We start from the raw sequence: 16,541 nt of genomic DNA, 5'->3' as shown, positions 1-16,541 counted from the left end.
CATTAAGCCAGCAGCAGCGCGCCGAGGAGCAGCGCGGCGCCACCCACCAGGGAAGCGGCGTACCAACGCAGGCGGCCGTTCTCGGTGAGGCTGAGGAGTTTGTGACCACCGCGGGCGGTGAGCGGGACCAGGACCAGGGTCTTGTCGATCGGGTCCGCGGCCAGCAGGCGGCAGATCAGCAGATAGGGTTTCACGAACAGCTTGTCGTACAGCCAGTCGAAGCCCCAGGCATGCAGCCACCAGGTACCGAAGAAGCGGCCCGGTGCGCTCTGGGCGACGGCAGTGACGAAGCGGCGCTTGCCGAGGAACAGCAGGCCCGCCAGCAGGATACCGGCGATGGCGATGGCGCCCGAGGCGATTTCCAGGCTGTGCTTGGCTTCACCACCGGCGTGACCGGCGCTTTCCGGCAGGACGCCGGCCAGCGGCGGAGTGATCAGCGCGCCGATGAAGGTGGAGAGCACGATCAGGACACCCAGCGGCAGCCAGTGGCTGACGCCATGGCCGGCGTGCGCTTCGGTCTTCGCTTCACCGTGGAAGGCGATGAAGATCAGGCGGAAGGTGTACAGCGAGGTCATGAACGCACCGACCAGCCCTGCGATCAGCAGGTTCTGGTGACCGCTGGCGAAGGCTTCCCAGAGGATCTCGTCCTTGGAGTAGAAGCCGGCGGTCAGGAAGGGCAGGGCGGACAGGGCCGCACCACCGACCACGAAACTCGCGTAGGCCAGCGGCAGTTTCTTCCACAGACCACCCATCTTGAAGATGTTCTGCTCGTGGTGGCAGGCGACGATCACCGCACCCGAAGCAAGGAACAGCAGGGCCTTGAAGAAGGCGTGGGTCATCAGGTGGAAGATCGCGCCACCCCAGGCGCCAACGCCCAGGGCCAGGAACATGTAGCCGATCTGGCTCATGGTCGAGTAGGCGAGGATACGCTTGATGTCGGTCTGCACCAGGGCGGCGAAGCCGGCCAGGACCAGGGTCACGGCGCCGATGATACCCACCAGCTCGAGGACATTCGGAGCCAGTTCGAACAGGCCGTGGCAGCGCGCGATCAGGTAGACGCCCGCGGTCACCATGGTGGCGGCGTGGATCAGTGCGGAGACCGGCGTCGGGCCGGCCATCGCGTCCGCCAGCCAGGTCTGCAGCGGCAGCTGGGCGGATTTGCCGACGGCGCCGCCGAGCAGCATCAGGGTCGCGAGGGTGATCCACAGGTCGCCCTTGGCGAAGTGCTGCGGAGCCAGGACCAGCAGCTCCTGGATGTTCAGCGTGCCCAGGTGCTGGAACAGGATGAACATGCCGATGGCGAAGAACACGTCACCCACGCGGGTCACGATGAAGGCCTTCAGCGCTGCGTTGCCGTTGGGTACGTGGTTGTAATAGAAACCGATCAGCAGGTAGGAGCAGAGGCCCACGCCTTCCCAGCCGAAGTACATGAACAGCAGGTTATCGCCCAGCACCAGGAACAGCATGCTGGCGATGAACAGGTTGGTGTACGCGAAGAAACGCGAGTAGCCGGTTTCACCGCGCATGTACCAGGAGGCGAACAGGTGGATCAGGAAGCCGACGCCGGTGACCACGCCGAGCATGGTGACCGACAGGCCGTCCAGGTACAGGGTGAAGTTGGTCTTGAAGTCGCCAACGCTCATCCATTGCCACAGCACCAGGCTGTAGGCGCCACCTTCGGGCGGGTTGCTGTGGAAGCTCCAGATCGCCCAGAAGGCGGAGAGGGCCGCGAGGCCCACGGAGCCGACACCCACCAGTGCCGAGAGATTTTCCGACCACTTGCCACGGGAGAACGAGAGCAGCAGGAAGCCGACCAGGGGGAACAGGAAAGTAAGGGGCAGCAGGTTCATCCGCGCATCTCGCTGGCAGCGTCGATATCGAGGGTATGGAAGCGGCGATACAGCTGGAGCAGGATCGCCAGGCCAATGCTGGCCTCGGCCGCAGCCAGGCTGAGCACCAGGATGAACATCACCTGGCCGTCAGGCTGGCCCCAGCGGGCGCCACCGACCACGAAGGCCAGAGCGGCGGCGTTCATCATCACTTCCAGGCTCATCAGTACGAACAGGATGTTGCGTCGTACCATCAGGCCCACCAGGCCGAAGCAGAACAGCACACCGGCGAGCGCCAGTCCGTGTTCGAGAGGGATTGCATTCATGGTGTTAGTCCTTCGCTTCGTGGCGGCCGAGGTGGTAGGCGGCGACCAGTGCCGCCAGCAGCAGCATCGAGGCCAGTTCGACGACCAGCAGGTACGGGCCGAACAGGCTGATGCCCACGGCCTTGGCGTCCACCGTGGTGTGGCCGATGCCGATGCCGCTCGGAGTGCGCGAGAGCATCCACAGCAGTTCGACCAGCAGCACGGCAGCCAGGGCGCCGGGGCCGATCCAGACGCCGGGCTTGAGCCACTTGCGCTCCTGCTCGGCAATCGCCGGGCCAAGGTTGAGCATCATGACCACGAAGACGAACAGCACCATGATCGCGCCGGCGTAGACGATGATTTCCAGGGCACCGGCGAACGGGGCGCCGAGGCTGAAGAAGGTCATCGAGACTGCGAGCAGCGAGATGATGAGGTAGAGCAGGGCATGCACCGGATTGCTGTTGGTGATGACCCGGAAGGTTGCCAGCACGGCGACGCCGGCGGCGAAGTAGAAAGCGAATTCCACGCGACGTCTCCTTACGGCAGCAGGCTCTTGACGTTGATCGGTTCGGCCTCGTTCTGCGCGGCGCCTTTCGGCTTGCCGGCGATGGCCATGCCGGCAACGCGGTAGAAGTTGTAATCCGGATTCTTGCCGGGGCCGGAGATCAGCAGGTCTTCCTTCTCGTAGACCAGGTCCTGGCGCTTGAACTCGCCCATCTCGAAATCCGGAGTCAGCTGGATCGCGGTGGTCGGGCAGGCTTCTTCGCACAGGCCGCAGAAGATGCAGCGGGAGAAGTTGATGCGGAAGAACTCGGGGTACCAGCGACCGTCGTCGGTCTCGGCCTTCTGCAGGGAGATGCAGCCGACCGGGCAGGCCACGGCGCACAGGTTGCACGCAACGCAGCGCTCCTCGCCGTCGGGATCGCGGGTGAGCACGATGCGGCCACGGTATCGCGGCGGCAGGTACACGGGCTCTTCCGGGTACTGCAGGGTGTCACGCTTGCGGAAGGCGTGACCGAAGATCATCACCAGGCTGCGCAGCTGGGTGTAGGTGCCGTGCACCACGTCGAAAATGTACTTGATCATGGTCCTACTCCTTACTGGCTGGCCAGCACGACAGCGCCGGTCACCAGCAGGTTGATCAGGGTCAGCGGGAGGCAGAACTTCCAGCTGAAGGCCATCACCTGGTCATAGCGCGGGCGTGGGATGGAGGCCCGCAGCAAAATGAACATCATGATGAAGAAGCCGGTTTTCAGGGCGAACCAGAAGAACGGGATCTGCGGCAGGATGCCGAAGGGACCGTGCCAGCCGCCGAAGAACAGGGTCGCCAGCAGCGCGGACACCAGCACGATGCCGATGTACTCGCCGACGAAGAACATGCCCCATTTCATGCCGGCGTACTCGATGTGGTAACCGTCGGCCAGTTCCTGCTCGGCTTCGGGCTGGTCGAACGGGTGACGGTGAGTCACGGCGACGCCGGCGACGAAGAAGGTCATGAAGCCGAAGAACTGCGGAATGATGAACCACACGTGCTGGGCCTGGTATTCGACGATGTCGCGCAGGCTGAACGAACCGACCTGGGCGACGATACCCATCAGCGACAGGGCCAGGAACACCTCGTAGGAGATGGTCTGGGCCGAGGCGCGCAGGCTGCCGAGGAGGGCGAACTTGTTGTTGCTCGACCAGCCGGCGAACAGGACCGCGTACACGGTCAGGCCAGCCATGGCGAAGAAGAACAGGATGCCGATGTTCAGGTCCGCCACGCCCCAGTTCGGGGTGATCGGGATGACCGCGAAGGCCACCAGCAACGCACCCATGGCGATCATGGGGGCGAGGGTGAAGATCATCTTGTCGGCGAACGGCGGGGTCCAGTCTTCCTTGAAGAACATCTTCAGCATGTCGGCGCCGAGCTGGAAGGCACCGAAGGGGCCGACCCGGTTCGGACCGTAGCGGTCCTGCCAGAGGCCGAGCAGACGACGCTCGACCCAGCTGAGCAGCGCGCCGCAGACGACCACGGCGAGCAGGATGACGATGGCTTTGATGACCTCGATCAGGATGTCGACGATGGCGGGTGTCAGCCAACTCATTGCGCAGCCTCCTGCAGACCTTCAGCGACAGCGCCGATGACACCGGCAGGAATGCCTTGCAGACCGATCGGCAGGGCAACCAGGCCGGCGCCGAGCTCTTCGCTCACGCGCAGCGGCAGGCGCAGTTCCTGGCCCTTGACGGTCAGGCGGATGATCGCGCCTTCGTTCACGCCCAGACGGTCAGCCTCGGCCTTGGCCAGGGTGACGTAGGTCTGCGGGATGCGCTCCTGCACCGGGGCGGCTTTCGAGGAGTTCTCCTCGCTGCCGAACAGGTGATAGAAGGGCACCACCTTGAACTGGCTGGCGGCGGTGTGGAACGGCGCAGGAATCTCGCTGAACCACAGGGCATCGCCCTTGGCCTCGATCAGGCGTACGCCCGGATCGCCGGCACGCAGGTGACCACCGACTTCGTCCTGGAACTTGTTCCAGGCCTGCGGGGAGTTCCAGCCCGGGGACCAGGCGAACGGAATCTGCTGACGCGGCTCGGCGCTGCCGGCGTAGCCTTCCATGGAGAAGGCGAACGCGGAGTCGATGTCCTGCGGCTGACGCGGCTCGCTGACATTGATGTTGGCACGCATGGCAGTGCGGCCGGAGTAGCGGTGGGGCTCGCGCGCCAGCTTCAGACCCTTGATGCGGAACGCGGCGTTCGGTGCGGCTTCGCGGATGCCGGCCAGTTGCGGCTTGGCAGCGACGACGGCGTCGATCACGTGGTCCAGTTGGGTCCAGTCGACACGCTTGCCTTCGAGGGTGCTGTGCAGGGCATGCAGCCAGCGCCAGCCTTCGCGAACCAGGATGTCGGCGTTGTAGTAGGTCGGGTCGTAGACCTGGAAGAAGCGCTGGGCGCGACCTTCCTGGCTGACCAGGGTTCCATCGCCTTCGGCGAAGCTGGCGGCCGGCAGCAGGACGGTGGCCTTGGCGCTGGTGGCGGTCTGCTGGTGATCGGCGACGACGACGATCTTCGCGGCGGCCAGGGCGGCATCGACAGCAGCAGCGTCGGCGCGGCGGTACAGGTCGTTCTCCAGGATCACCACGGCATCGGCGGCGCCGGAGGTCAGCTGCTCCAGGGCGGCTTCAACCGAGGCGCCACCGAACAGGGTGAGGCCCAGGCTGTTGGCTTCCGGAACGACCAGGCTCAGGGAGCCGTTCTTCTCGCGGTTCTTCAGCGCGCTGGCGATGTTGGCCGCGGCTTCGATCAGGGCGTTGCTGCCCAGCGAGGTGCCGGAGATGACCAGCGGACGCTTGGCGGCGACCAGGGCATCGGCGATGCGCTGGGCGAGGGCGGCGGCTTCGGCGTCGAGGCCGGCGACGGCCGGAGCGCTCGAGTCGATCGCGTGTGCCACGGCGAAGCCCAGGCGCGCCAGGTCTTCGGTAGCGGCGTGCACGCACTCGGCGGCTACGTCGTCGAGGCGGGTTTCATCCAGGCTGGCGATGAACAGCGGGTTCATCTCATGCTGGGCGATGGTCTTCACCGCGGCGTCGAGCCAGGGCTGGATCTTCATCGCGGCGGCCATGTCCTCGCCCTTGCCCTTGACCGACTGACGCAGGGCCAGAGCGATACGGGCAGCGGTCTGGGTCAGGTCTTCGCCAAGCACGAATACCGCATCGTGGTCTTCGATGTCACGGATGGTCGGCACCGGCAGCGGGCCGTCCTGCATCACCTTCAGGACCAGCTGCAGGCGTTGCAGCTCGTCAGCGGAGATGCCGCTGTAGAAGTTCTGCGCGCCGACCAGTGCGGACAGGGCGTAGTTGCTTTCCAGGCTGGCGCGCGGCGAACCAATGCCGATGACCTTGCGGCCCTTGAGCAGCGCTGCGGTCTGGTCCAGGGCGCCGTCCAGCGAGAGCTTCTGCTTGCTCAGCATCAGCTGCGGCTGGCGCGGGCGGTCTTCGCGGTTGACGTAGCCGTAGCCGAAGCGGCCGCGGTCGCACAGGAAGTAGTGGTTCACCGAGCCGTTGTAGCGGTTCTCGATGCGGCGGATTTCACCGTAACGCTCGCCGGGGCTGATGTTGCAGCCGCTGGAGCAGCCATGGCAGATGCTCGGGGCGAACTGCATGTCCCACTTGCGGTTGTAGCGCTCGGAGTGGGTCTTGTCGGTGAACACGCCGGTCGGGCAGACCTCGGTCAGGTTGCCGGAGAACTCGCTCTCGAGCACACCGTCTTCGATACGGCCGAAGTAGACATTGTCGTGCGCACCATAGACGCCCAGGTCGGTGCCGCCGGCGTAGTCCTTGTAGTAGCGGACGCAGCGGTAGCAGGCGATGCAGCGGTTCATCTCGTGGGCGATGAACGGGCCGAGTTCCTGGTTCTGGTGGGTGCGCTTGGTGAAGCGGTACCGGCGCTGGTTGTGGCCGGTCATCACCGTCATGTCCTGCAGGTGGCAGTGACCGCCTTCCTCGCAGACCGGGCAGTCGTGCGGGTGGTTGGTCATCAGCCATTCGACGACGCTGGCACGGAATGCCTTGGATTCTTCGTCTTCGATGGAAATCCAGGTGTTGTCGGTGGCGGGAGTCATGCAGGACATGACGATGCGACCGCGGGTGTCGTTCTCGTCGGTGTACTGCTTGACCGCACACTGGCGGCAGGCGCCGACGCTACCGAGCGCCGGGTGCCAGCAGAAGTAGGGGATGTCGAGACCGAGGGAGAGGCAGGCCTGCAACAGGTTGTCCGCTCCGTCGACTTCTAACGTCTTGCCGTCTACGTGGATCGTGGCCATGGGTCTAAGTCTTCGTTGGCCCGTTGTCAGCGGGCGTGGCTAATAGAAATCACGGTTTCATCGGGCCGGCGGCACGCCGCGGCACTACAACGAAACAACGCCGGGCGCAGCGCCCGGCGATCAAAGCATCAAGCGCCGACGGTCTGCGGTGCTTGTACGGCCTGAGCCTGGCGGGAGATGCCCGCTTCGAACTCGGGACGGAAATACTTCAGTGCGCTGCCCAGCGGCTCGACGGCACCCGGTGCGTGGGCACAGAAAGTCTTGCCTGGGCCGAGGAAGTTGACGAGCTGCTCGAGGGTCTCCAGGTCGCCCTGGGCGCCTTCGCCTTTCTCCAGCGCGCGCAGGACCTTCACGCTCCACGGCAGGCCGTCGCGGCACGGAGTGCACCAGCCGCAGGATTCGCGGGCGAAGAACTCTTCCATGTTGCGCAACAGGGAAACCATGTTGACGCTGTCGTCCACCGCCATGGCCAGACCAGTACCCATACGGGTGCCGACCTTGGCGACGCCGCCAGCGTAGAACAGGGCGTCCAGGTGTTCCGGCAGGAGGAAGCCGGTACCGGCGCCGCCCGGCTGCCAGGCCTTGAGCTTGTAGCCGTCGCGCATGCCGCCGGCGTAGTCCTCGAACAGCTCGCGGGCCGGAAGGCCGAAGGGCAGTTCCCAGATGCCGGGGTTCTTCACCTTGCCGGAAAAGCCCATGAGCTTGGTGCCCATGTCTTCGCTGCCCGGACGGGCAAGGCCCTTGTACCAGTCGACGCCGTGCTCGACGATCGCCGGCACGTTGCACAGGGTCTCGACGTTGTTCACGCAGGTCGGCTTGCCCCAGACGCCAACGGCGGCGGGGAAGGGCGGCTTGGAGCGCGGGTTGGCGCGGCGGCCTTCCAGCGAGTTGATCAGCGCGGTCTCTTCGCCACAGATGTAGCGGCCGGCGCCGGTGTGCACGAACAGCTCGAAATCGAATCCACTGCCGAGGATGTTCTTGCCCAGCAGGCCGGCGGCCTTGGCTTCATCGATGGCGCGATTCAGGTTGCGGGCGGCGTCGACGTACTCGCCGCGCAGGAAGATGTAGCCGCGGTAGGCCTTGAGGGCGCGCGCGGAGATCAGCATGCCTTCCACCAGCAGGTGCGGCAGCTGCTCCATGAGCATGCGGTCCTTCCAGGTGTTGGGCTCCATCTCGTCCGCGTTGCACAGTAGGTAGCGGATGTTGAGGGATTCGTCCTTGGGCATCAGGCCCCACTTCACGCCGGTGGGGAAGCCCGCACCGCCGCGGCCCTTGAGGCCGGAGTCCTTGACGGTCTGGACGATGTCGTCGGTGGCCATCTGCGCCAGCGCCTTGCGCGCGGCAGCGTAGCCGTTCTTCGACTGGTACTCCTCCAGCCAGACCGGGGCGCCGTCGTCACGCAGGCGCCAGGTCAGCGGGTGGGTTTCGGCCGCGCGCGCAGTGCGGTTGGGCGTGCCGTAGGAGGTGAGGCGACTCATACGTAGGCCTCCAGCAGTTTGGCGACGCCGTCGGGACGCAGGTCGCCGAAGGTGTCGTCGTCGATCATCATCGCCGGGGCCTTGTCGCAGTTGCCCAGGCAGCACACCGGCAGCAGGGTGAAGCGGCCGTCGGCGGTGGTCTGGCCGAGGCCGATGCCCAGCTGCTTCTGAATCTCGCCAACCACGGACTCGTGGCCGCCGATGTAGCAGACCATGCTGTCGCAGACGCGGATGATGTGGCGGCCGACCGGCTGGCGGAAGATCTGGCTATAGAAGGTAGCCACGCCTTCGACGTCGCTGTCCGGAATGCCGAGGATGTCGGCGATGGCCGGGATGGCGCCGTCCGGCACCCAGCCGCGCTGCTTCTGAACGATCTTCAGGGCTTCGATGGACGCCGCGCGGGAGTCCTCGTAGTGATGCATTTCGTGCTCGATGGCCGAGCGCTCGGTTTCGCTGAGTTCGAAACGATCAGTCTGGATAAGGGTACTCATGATCAGCGGTCCACGTCGGCCATAACGAAGTCGATACTGCCCAGATAGGCGATCAGGTCAGCGATCATGCTGCCGTTGATCACCGACGGAATCTGCTGCAGGTGCGGGAAGCTGGGCGTCCGGATACGGGTCCGGTAGCTCATGGTGCTGCCATCGCTCGTCAGGTAGTAGCTGTTGATGCCCTTGGTCGCTTCCACCATCTGGAAGGCTTCGTTGGCCGGCATGACCGGGCCCCAGGAAACCTGCAGGAAGTGGGTGATCAGGGTTTCGATGTGCTGCAGCGTGCGCTCTTTGGGCGGCGGCGTGGTCAGCGGGTGGTCGGCCTTGTACGGGCCTTCGGGCATGTTCTTCAGGCACTGCTCGATGATGCGCAGGCTCTGGCGCATCTCACCCATCTTGACCATGCAGCGGTCGTAGGCGTCGCCGTTGGCCGCCAGCGGTACTTCGAACTCGAAGTTCTCGTAGCCGGAGTAGGGGCGGGCTTTACGCAGGTCGAAATCACAGCCGGTGGCGCGCAGGCCGGCGCCGGTGGTGCCCCATTCCAGCGCTTCCTTGGTGTTGTACGCGGCAACGCCGATGGTACGGCCACGCAGGATGCTGTTCTTCAGGGCGGCGGTTTCGTACTCGTCCAGGCGCTTGGGCATCCAGTCGAGGAACTCGCGGACCAGTTTGTCCCAGCCGCGCGGCAGGTCGTGGGCGACGCCGCCGATGCGGTACCAGGCCGGGTGCAGGCGGAAGCCGGTGATGGCTTCGACGACCTTGTAGGCGCGCTGGCGGTCGGTGAAGGTGAAGAACACCGGGGTCATCGCGCCCACGTCCTGGATGTAGGTACCCAGGTAGAGGAGGTGGTTCAGGATGCGGAAGAACTCCGACATCATGATGCGGATGACGTCGACGCGCTGCGGTACCTTGATGCCGGCGAGCTTCTCGACCGAGAGCACGTACGGCAGGTTGTTCATCACGCCGCCAAGGTAGTCGATACGGTCGGTGTACGGAATGAAGCTGTGCCAGGACTGACGCTCGGCCATCTTCTCGGCGCCACGGTGGTGGTAGCCGATCTCAGGAACGCAATCGAGGATCTCTTCACCGTCCAGCTGCAGGATGATGCGGAACGCACCGTGCGCGGACGGGTGGTTAGGGCCGAGGTTGAGGAACATGAAGTCCTCGTTCTCGCCGTGGCGCTTCATGCCCCAGTCTTCGGGCTTGAAGCGCAGGGCTTCCTGCTCGAGGTCCTGCTTGGCGGCGGACAGCGCGTAAGGGTCGAACTCGGTGGCGCGCGCCGGGTAGTCCTTGCGCAGCGGGTGACCTTCCCAGGTGGGCGGCATCAGCATGCGGGTCAGGTGCGGGTGACCGTTGAAGGTGATCCCGTACATGTCCCAGACCTCACGCTCGTACCAGTTGGCGTTCGGCCAGATACGGGTGGCGGTGGGTACGTTGAGGTCGCCTTCGGACAAGGCCACCTTGATCATCACGTCACTATTACGCTCGAGCGACATCAGGTGGTAGAACACGCTGAAGTCGGCGCCCGGCAGGCCGCGACGATGAGTGCGCAGGCGCTCGTCGACACCGTGCAGGTCATAGAGCATGACGTACGGCTTGGGCACATTGCGCAGGAAGGTAAGGACGTCGATCAGGCGCTCACGGGCAACCCAGAGCACCGGCATGCCGGTGCGGGTTGCCTGGACGGTGAAGGTCTCGGCGCCAAAGCGGGAATTCAGTTCGACGACGATATCTTGGTCGTCTGCCTTGTAAGGCGGGATGTACAGAGCGGAGTCTGCATTCATAGTCTTTAAGTCACTCGGTCAACGGTGGAGTGAAAACGGGCCTCTCGTGGAGGGCCGGATCACACTTCGTCGGGGCTGCGCAGGTTGGTGACCGCAATGCGCTGTTCGCGCTTGAGATCCTTCTGGGCAGGCATGTCGGCGCGATAGACGCCTTGATCGCCTACAACCCAGGACAACGGACGACGCTCCTGGCCGATGGATTCCTGCAGCAGCATCAGGCCTTGCAGGAACGCCTCCGGACGGGGCGGGCAGCCGGGGATGTACACGTCCACGGGGAGGAACTTGTCGACCCCCTGAACGACCGAGTAGATGTCGTACATGCCGCCGGAGTTGGCGCACGACCCCATCGAGATCACCCACTTGGGCTCCAGCATCTGCTCGTACAGGCGCTGGATGACCGGAGCCATCTTGATGAAGCAGGTGCCGGCGATGACCATGAAGTCAGCCTGGCGCGGCGATGCACGGATCACTTCGGCGCCGAAACGGGCGATGTCGTGCGGCGCGGTGAACGCCGTGGTCATCTCCACGTAGCAGCAGGACAGCCCGAAGTTGTACGGCCACAGGGAGTTCTTGCGACCCCAGTTGACTGCACCGTTGAGAACATCCTCGAGCTTGCCCATGAAGATGTTCTTGTGGACCTGCCCTTCGATGAGCGGGTCTTCTACCGTTTCGCGTTCGCCGATCGGGTATTGATCATTGGGCGCATCCGGATCGATCCGGGTAAGTTTGTATTGCATCGCCAAAGCCTCATTGTTTTAGCTTCGCCTGCCGTGCGCGACGTGCCGCCGGCGCCCAATCGAGCGCGCCGATACGCCACAGGTAGACAAGACCTGCCAACAGAATTGCTATGAAAATGGTTGCCTCGATCAGACCTGCCCAACCGCTTTCACGGACGGACACGGACCAGGCGAAGAGGAAGAGGGCTTCGACGTCGAAGATCACGAAGAGCATCGCGACCAGATAGAATTTTGCCGACAGACGCAGGCGGGCGCTGCCGGTAGGAACGATCCCCGATTCGAACGGTTCGTTCTTGCTGCGACCAAATGCCTTACTGCCAAGAAGGCTGGAAACCCCTAGCATGAAGGCGAGCAGGCCCAGCACTCCTAAAAGGAAGGCGGCGAGTCCCCAGTGTTGAGCTGCAAGTTCAGCTGGATTGGGCATGCCGATACTCCTTCCTACAAATAACGATTGTCTTGGGTTCCGGGCGCAACGCCCGACTACTGCGAACCCGACAACTCAAGGATAGCGAGCTAAGGGTTCAGGTCATCTTTCCAATTTTATGCCCAAAGCCTTCAGCAAGTAAATTTTTCCAACACAAACAGATGCTTCTATTTCGGGCAAAAGGCTTTTGCATTTCCCGTAGCGCCCTGTCTGCGCGGCTCTGGATGCCTAGTGTGACGGCACTTCGGCTTTGGTCGAATAGTACTTTCGAGGTATTTGACCGCAATAAATCGGCAGGCTATAAATGATAAATATTATCATTTGCAGTGTCGTATATCCGTAACTTTACTACATATAAGCGGCGCGGCTTTTATTTCGCCTGGTATGTGACTTCGAATTATCCCTCTGTGAACTCGTTGGTCGCCCCCGCATCCGGGTGGTTCAATTTCCCTTTCGAATCCACGCCCAGCGCATCTCGCAGCGCACCGGTTCGGCCCCCGAATCGTCCAGAAGGGTCACCTGCACCAGCGCCTCGCCGCGATCATCGTCCTGCATTGCGCGGCGCTGTTCCGGCGTCAGCGTGGCGATGGCGCGCATGCTGCCGCTGGCCCGGCGCAGGTAGTCGACCTTGAGGGTCTTGATCAGCGGCAGCTTGTGATCGGGCAGGTTCATGCCGACCATGCAGCCGCTGGCGGACTCGGCCAGCAGCGCCATGGCTGCGGCATGTAAGCCGCCGATGTGATTGCGGGCGCGGCGATGGTTGGCCAGGCTCATTCTCACTTCATCATTGGAGAGCCTCTGGATGCGTACGCCGGCGGTTCCGGCAAAGCGCACCTGGGAGCAGAACAGGCGACTCAGCAGTGGCTCGTGGAGGCGGCTGGGCAGGCGCTGGATGAGGTGGGCGGCGAGGGCGAGGCGGTTGCGCTTGGGTTTATTGCTCATGGGGCGTTCCGTTCATATAAAGGAAGCCCGAGGCTGGCACGTCGAAGCGGTTCTGCCCTTGGCGGGCGGGGAAGGGGTTGCTGGCGGTTCGGCCAAGCGCAATTCGGCCAGGCACAAAAAGCAAGACCCCGGTCGGGGCCGGGGTCTTGCGGAGCCTCCCAGCCCCGAGGGGCTGGTTGAGCCAGTTCTTAGTGGAACTGGTTCATGGTGTTGTCTTTACCCGAGGCTTTCAGAGCGGCTTCGCCAGCGAAGTACTCTTTGTGGTTGTCGCCGATGTCCGAGCCGGCCATGTTCTGGTGCTTGACGCAGGCGATGCCCTGACGCAGTTCCTGACGCTGAACACCCTTCACGTAGGCCAGCATGCCCTGGTCGGCGAAGTAGCCCTTGGCCAGGTTGTCGGTGGACAGCGCAGCGGTGTGGTAGGTCGGCAGGGTGATCAGGTGGTGGAAGATGCCGGCGTGGGCGGAACCGTCACGCTGGAAGGTGCGGATCTTCTCGTCAGCAACCTGGGCCAGTTCGGTCTCGTCGTACTCGACGCTCATCAGCTTGGCGCGGTCGTAGGCGGAAACGTCCTTGCCTTCGGCGACGAACGCATCGAACACCTGCTGGCGGAAGTTCAGAGTCCAGTTGAACGACGGGCTGTTGTTGTAAACCAGCTTGGCGTTCGGGATGACCTGACGGATGCGGTCAACCATGCCCTTGATCTGGCCAACGTGCGGCTTCTCGGTTTCGATCCACAGCAGGTCGGCGCCGTTCTGCAGCGAGGTGATGCAGTCCAGGACGCAGCGGTCTTCGCCGGTGCCCTTGCGGAACTGGAACAGGTTGGAAGCCAGGCGCTTGGGACGCAGCAGCTTGCCGCCGCGGTTGATCACCACGTCGCCGTTCTGCAGCTCGGCAGCGGAAACTTCTTCGCAGTCCAGGAAGGAGTTGTACTGGTCGCCCAGGTCGCCCGGCTCTTTGGTCACGGCGATCTGCTTGGTCAGGCCGGCGCCCAGGGAGTCGGTACGAGCAACGATCACGCCGTCGTCAACACCCAGTTCGAGGAACGCATAGCGAACGGCATTGATCTTGGCGAGGAAGTCTTCGTGCGGAACGGTCACTTTGCCGTCCTGGTGGCCGCACTGCTTCTCGTCGGAAACCTGGTTCTCGATCTGGATGCAGCAGGCACCGGCTTCGATCATTTTCTTGGCCAGCAGGTAGGTCGCTTCCGGGTTACCGAAGCCGGCGTCGATGTCGGCGATGATCGGTACTACGTGGGTTTCGTAGCCGTCGATCTGAGCCTGGATTTCGTCCTGCTTGACCTTGTCGCCGGCAGCGCGAGCGCTGTCCAGAGCGGTGAAGAGCAGGTCCAGTTCGCGGGCGTCAGCCTGGCGCAGGAAGGTGTACAGCTCTTCGATCAGGCCGGAAACGGCGGTTTTCTCGTGCATGGACTGGTCGGGCAGCGGGCCGAAGTCGGAACGCAGCGCGGCAACCATCCAGCCGGACAGGTAGAGGTAGCGCTTGTTGGTGGTCTTCAGGTGCTTCTTGATCGAGATCAGCTTCTGCTGACCGATGAAGCCGTGCCAGCAGCCCAGGGACTGGGTGTAGACTGAGGTGTCGGCGTCATACTCGGCCATGTCCTTGCGCATGATGGCCGCAGTGTACTTGGCGATGTCCAGACCAGTCTTGAAGCGGTTCTGAGCGCGCATGCGGGCAACCGACTCGGGGTTGATAGCGCTCCAGCTGTTACCGGTTTTCTCTTTCAGAGCGGCAACGGCCTTGATGTCGTTTTGATAAGCGGACATGGTCAATCCTTCAAAGTATGTGTGTGGTTGAGCACCGACTTACCCACTCAAACCCGTATCTACACGGAATTGACTGCGGGTTGCTCGCCGCGGGATGGCGAAGGTGCGACCGAAAGAAGGAATGACGCTGGAGGAGTGGGGTAGAGCGGCGTACAGACGGGTGACTGCAGCGGTGACATCCAGAATCGCTTGCCGGCTCGTGGCAGCCGTTGGGCGATGGTGGACGGCTGAATCCGTCACTTCGTACTGTTGCTAAGGCTTGCTTCCCCGTCCCTCAGGACAACCTCTTGCCAGTCGCAACCTCGTCGATCCGCCTTGTGGGCTTAACAACACGGACCAGCGCGGCGGGTGGGCCACAGGCTCGGTCCGGAGGGCTTTGAGACCCTCTGGTTAGCGGGAGCGAAGCCATCATGCACTTTCAAACGAGCGTTCGTCAAACGTTTTGTAGTGTTTTTTTTGGACTACTACACGAAGGTCTAACGAGGACTGTCAGGTCACCTACGGAAGGATTAGTCGAGCACTTCGACCTTCACCCGCAGGCTGCTGTCGCTGCGCCCCTGGGTGCTGTATTGGCGGGTGTAGCCACTCTGCGTGCTCTGGTTGCTCTGGCTGACGCCGCCGACCTCGATCCACTGGCCGATGGGGCCGCTGACACTGGTATCGGCCGAACTGGTGTTCATCGAACCCTGGTAATTGCCGTTGAGGCGGTCGTTGCGGGTGCTCAGGGTGATGTGCACCAGGTTGCCGGTGAGGCTGGCGGTCACGTACATGCCCTGGTTGGCGTCGCGGTATTCGGTCTGGCTGTAGACCTGGCCGTAGGGGCCGATGCCGGCGTTGGTCACCGGCTGGCTCTGGCCCACCTGGATGAAAGCGGGCGAGCCCTCGGTGGTGCGCACCTGCTGGGTGCCGCCTCCGCGACTGTTGGTGGATCGATTGATGATGCGCACCTGGTCGCGGCCGTTGACTTCCCCGCGACCCGCCTGGATTTCCACATTGCCGGCGCTCACCGAGCCATTCACCGAGTAGCCGCTCTGGCTGCCCTGGCTGCCATCGAGTGTATCGATGCTGATCAGTAGCTGATGCGGGCGCGTATCCAGTTGTTCGAGCACCTGCTGCAGTTCGCGGATCTTCGCCAGTTCGGCGTTGACTACCAACTGGTTGCCGTAGGCGGTGACCCGGCCTTCGTTGCCCAGCACCTGCTGCGCCACCGGCAGCACGTCTTCGGCGGTGCGATAGTTGAGCGGGATGATCTCGGTACGCGGCGCTGCGGTAGCGGTGAGGCTGATCGCGCAGGCGAGCATCAGGGCGAGAGGGTGTCGGCTCAAATCAGGAAACTCCGCAGGTTCGGGTCGAGAACGCTGGTGTTCCAGGTCTGTTCGAATTGCACGATCAGTTGGCGGACGCGGCCAGCGTTGTTGTAGTGCGCGTAACCGGCGTACTCGCCCGGCTCCGGGCGCAGCAGCAGGCCGCAATCGTCGGCGAGGAGAAAGGCATGCTCTTCGCTCGGGTAGTCCGGATTGATCCGGCGGATCTGGCAGTAGCTCGACAGCCGCCGGCTGAGATTGAGTAGGCGATGGCCTTCCTTCACGGCCCGGGTGCTGTCGCGCACCAGGATCATCAGGCGATTGCGCGGATTGCCCAGCAGCAACTGTGTGCAGGCTTCCTGGATGCTGCTGTGGTGGTACAGCCAGGGCTCCAGGTCGGGGGTGTAGAGGTAGAGGGTGCGGCGCGCCTGCTGGATCAGCGCCAGCGCATGGGCGCGGGCGTCATCCGGCTTGCTGAAGCGGTGCAGCTGGTCGCCCTCGCCGAGGCGAAAAGGCGCCGGCTCAAGGGCTTCGGGCGGCAGCGCTTCGCTGGGCGGGTTGTGGACGGCAAAACGCCCCGGTGACTGAAACTCGATGTCCGGCAGTTCTACCGGGAGGTCGTCTTGGTCCGGGGCGTTTTCCATGTCGCTCCTTTGAGTCGTTGC

15 protein-coding genes are annotated in these 16,541 nt (G+C 63.6%); all 15 read right to left on the bottom strand.

Annotated features, from left to right (window positions below; genetic code table 11):
* Nucleotides 1-2 precede the first annotated feature (2 nt).
* The 15 genes from nuoL to IB273_RS06610 all read right to left on the bottom strand — a co-directional run bounded on the left by nuoL (nucleotide 3) and on the right by IB273_RS06610 (nucleotide 16,520).
* Nucleotides 3-1,850, bottom strand: a complete 1,848-nt coding sequence (gene nuoL, locus IB273_RS06680) for an NADH-quinone oxidoreductase subunit L (protein WP_192223613.1) — start codon at nucleotides 1,848-1,850, stop codon at nucleotides 3-5.
* Entirely contained in the window at nucleotides 1,847-2,155 is a 309-nt protein-coding gene (gene nuoK, locus IB273_RS06675; protein WP_017517116.1) for an NADH-quinone oxidoreductase subunit NuoK, read from the bottom strand. The genes nuoL and nuoK overlap by 4 nt, the downstream gene beginning before the upstream one ends.
* Nucleotides 2,156-2,159: 4 nt before the next feature.
* Nucleotides 2,160-2,660, bottom strand: a complete 501-nt coding sequence (gene nuoJ / locus IB273_RS06670) for an NADH-quinone oxidoreductase subunit J (RefSeq protein ID WP_017517115.1) — start codon at nucleotides 2,658-2,660, stop codon at nucleotides 2,160-2,162.
* Nucleotides 2,661-2,671: 11 nt separating this feature from the next.
* A complete protein-coding gene (gene nuoI / locus IB273_RS06665) occupies nucleotides 2,672-3,220 on the bottom strand; it encodes an NADH-quinone oxidoreductase subunit NuoI (protein WP_015477483.1) in 549 nt (182 codons plus the stop codon).
* A gap of 11 nt (nucleotides 3,221-3,231) precedes the next feature.
* On the bottom strand, nucleotides 3,232-4,221 hold the full coding sequence (nuoH, locus tag IB273_RS06660) for an NADH-quinone oxidoreductase subunit NuoH (protein ID WP_081520492.1): 990 nt from the start codon (nucleotides 4,219-4,221) through the stop codon (nucleotides 3,232-3,234).
* Complete coding sequence (nuoG, locus tag IB273_RS06655) at nucleotides 4,218-6,932, bottom strand: NADH-quinone oxidoreductase subunit NuoG (protein ID WP_151187260.1); 2,715 nt, start codon at nucleotides 6,930-6,932, stop codon at nucleotides 4,218-4,220. Before nuoG ends, nuoH begins: the two co-directional genes overlap by 4 nt.
* Nucleotides 6,933-7,060: 128 nt before the next feature.
* On the bottom strand, nucleotides 7,061-8,410 hold the full coding sequence (gene nuoF / locus IB273_RS06650) for an NADH-quinone oxidoreductase subunit NuoF (RefSeq protein WP_081520490.1): 1,350 nt from the start codon (nucleotides 8,408-8,410) through the stop codon (nucleotides 7,061-7,063).
* Nucleotides 8,407-8,907 (bottom strand): NADH-quinone oxidoreductase subunit NuoE, encoded by a 501-nt coding sequence (gene nuoE, locus IB273_RS06645; RefSeq protein ID WP_177429504.1) that lies wholly within the window; start codon nucleotides 8,905-8,907, stop codon nucleotides 8,407-8,409. The genes nuoF and nuoE overlap by 4 nt, the downstream gene beginning before the upstream one ends.
* Nucleotides 8,904-10,685: an NADH-quinone oxidoreductase subunit C/D gene (gene nuoC / locus IB273_RS06640; RefSeq protein WP_081520488.1), complete on the bottom strand. Its 1,782-nt coding sequence runs from the start codon at nucleotides 10,683-10,685 to the stop codon at nucleotides 8,904-8,906. Before nuoC ends, nuoE begins: the two co-directional genes overlap by 4 nt.
* A 59-nt stretch (nucleotides 10,686-10,744) precedes the next feature.
* Nucleotides 10,745-11,422, bottom strand: coding sequence for a NuoB/complex I 20 kDa subunit family protein (locus IB273_RS06635; RefSeq protein ID WP_045214755.1), 678 nt, complete (start codon nucleotides 11,420-11,422; stop codon nucleotides 10,745-10,747).
* 10 nt (nucleotides 11,423-11,432) lie between these two features.
* A complete protein-coding gene (locus tag IB273_RS06630; protein WP_017517108.1) occupies nucleotides 11,433-11,846 on the bottom strand; it encodes an NADH-quinone oxidoreductase subunit A in 414 nt (137 codons plus the stop codon).
* Between the two features lie 441 nt (nucleotides 11,847-12,287).
* Nucleotides 12,288-12,788 carry a DUF4442 domain-containing protein gene (locus IB273_RS06625; protein ID WP_192223612.1) on the bottom strand — a complete coding sequence of 167 codons (501 nt, stop codon included), beginning with the start codon at nucleotides 12,786-12,788 and terminating at the stop codon, nucleotides 12,288-12,290.
* Nucleotides 12,789-12,976: 188 nt separating this feature from the next.
* Nucleotides 12,977-14,572, bottom strand: a complete 1,596-nt coding sequence (locus IB273_RS06620) for an isocitrate lyase (protein ID WP_045214761.1) — start codon at nucleotides 14,570-14,572, stop codon at nucleotides 12,977-12,979.
* Nucleotides 14,573-15,081: 509 nt separating this feature from the next.
* The gene (locus IB273_RS06615; RefSeq protein ID WP_192223815.1) at nucleotides 15,082-15,873 is read right to left on the bottom strand and encodes a secretin N-terminal domain-containing protein; all 792 of its coding nucleotides are present in this window, start codon (nucleotides 15,871-15,873) and stop codon (nucleotides 15,082-15,084) included.
* A 20-nt stretch (nucleotides 15,874-15,893) separates the two neighbouring features.
* Entirely contained in the window at nucleotides 15,894-16,520 is a 627-nt protein-coding gene (locus tag IB273_RS06610) for a histone acetyltransferase HPA2 (protein WP_192223611.1), read from the bottom strand.
* Between the last annotated feature and the right edge of the window lie 21 nt (nucleotides 16,521-16,541).

It is taken from the genome of Pseudomonas sp. PDM19 (genome assembly GCF_014852215.1).
Classification (GTDB): Bacteria; Pseudomonadota; Gammaproteobacteria; order Pseudomonadales; family Pseudomonadaceae; genus Pseudomonas.
The sequence above is the reverse complement of the archived record's forward strand: the minus strand, read 5'-3'. Positions and strand labels throughout refer to the sequence as shown.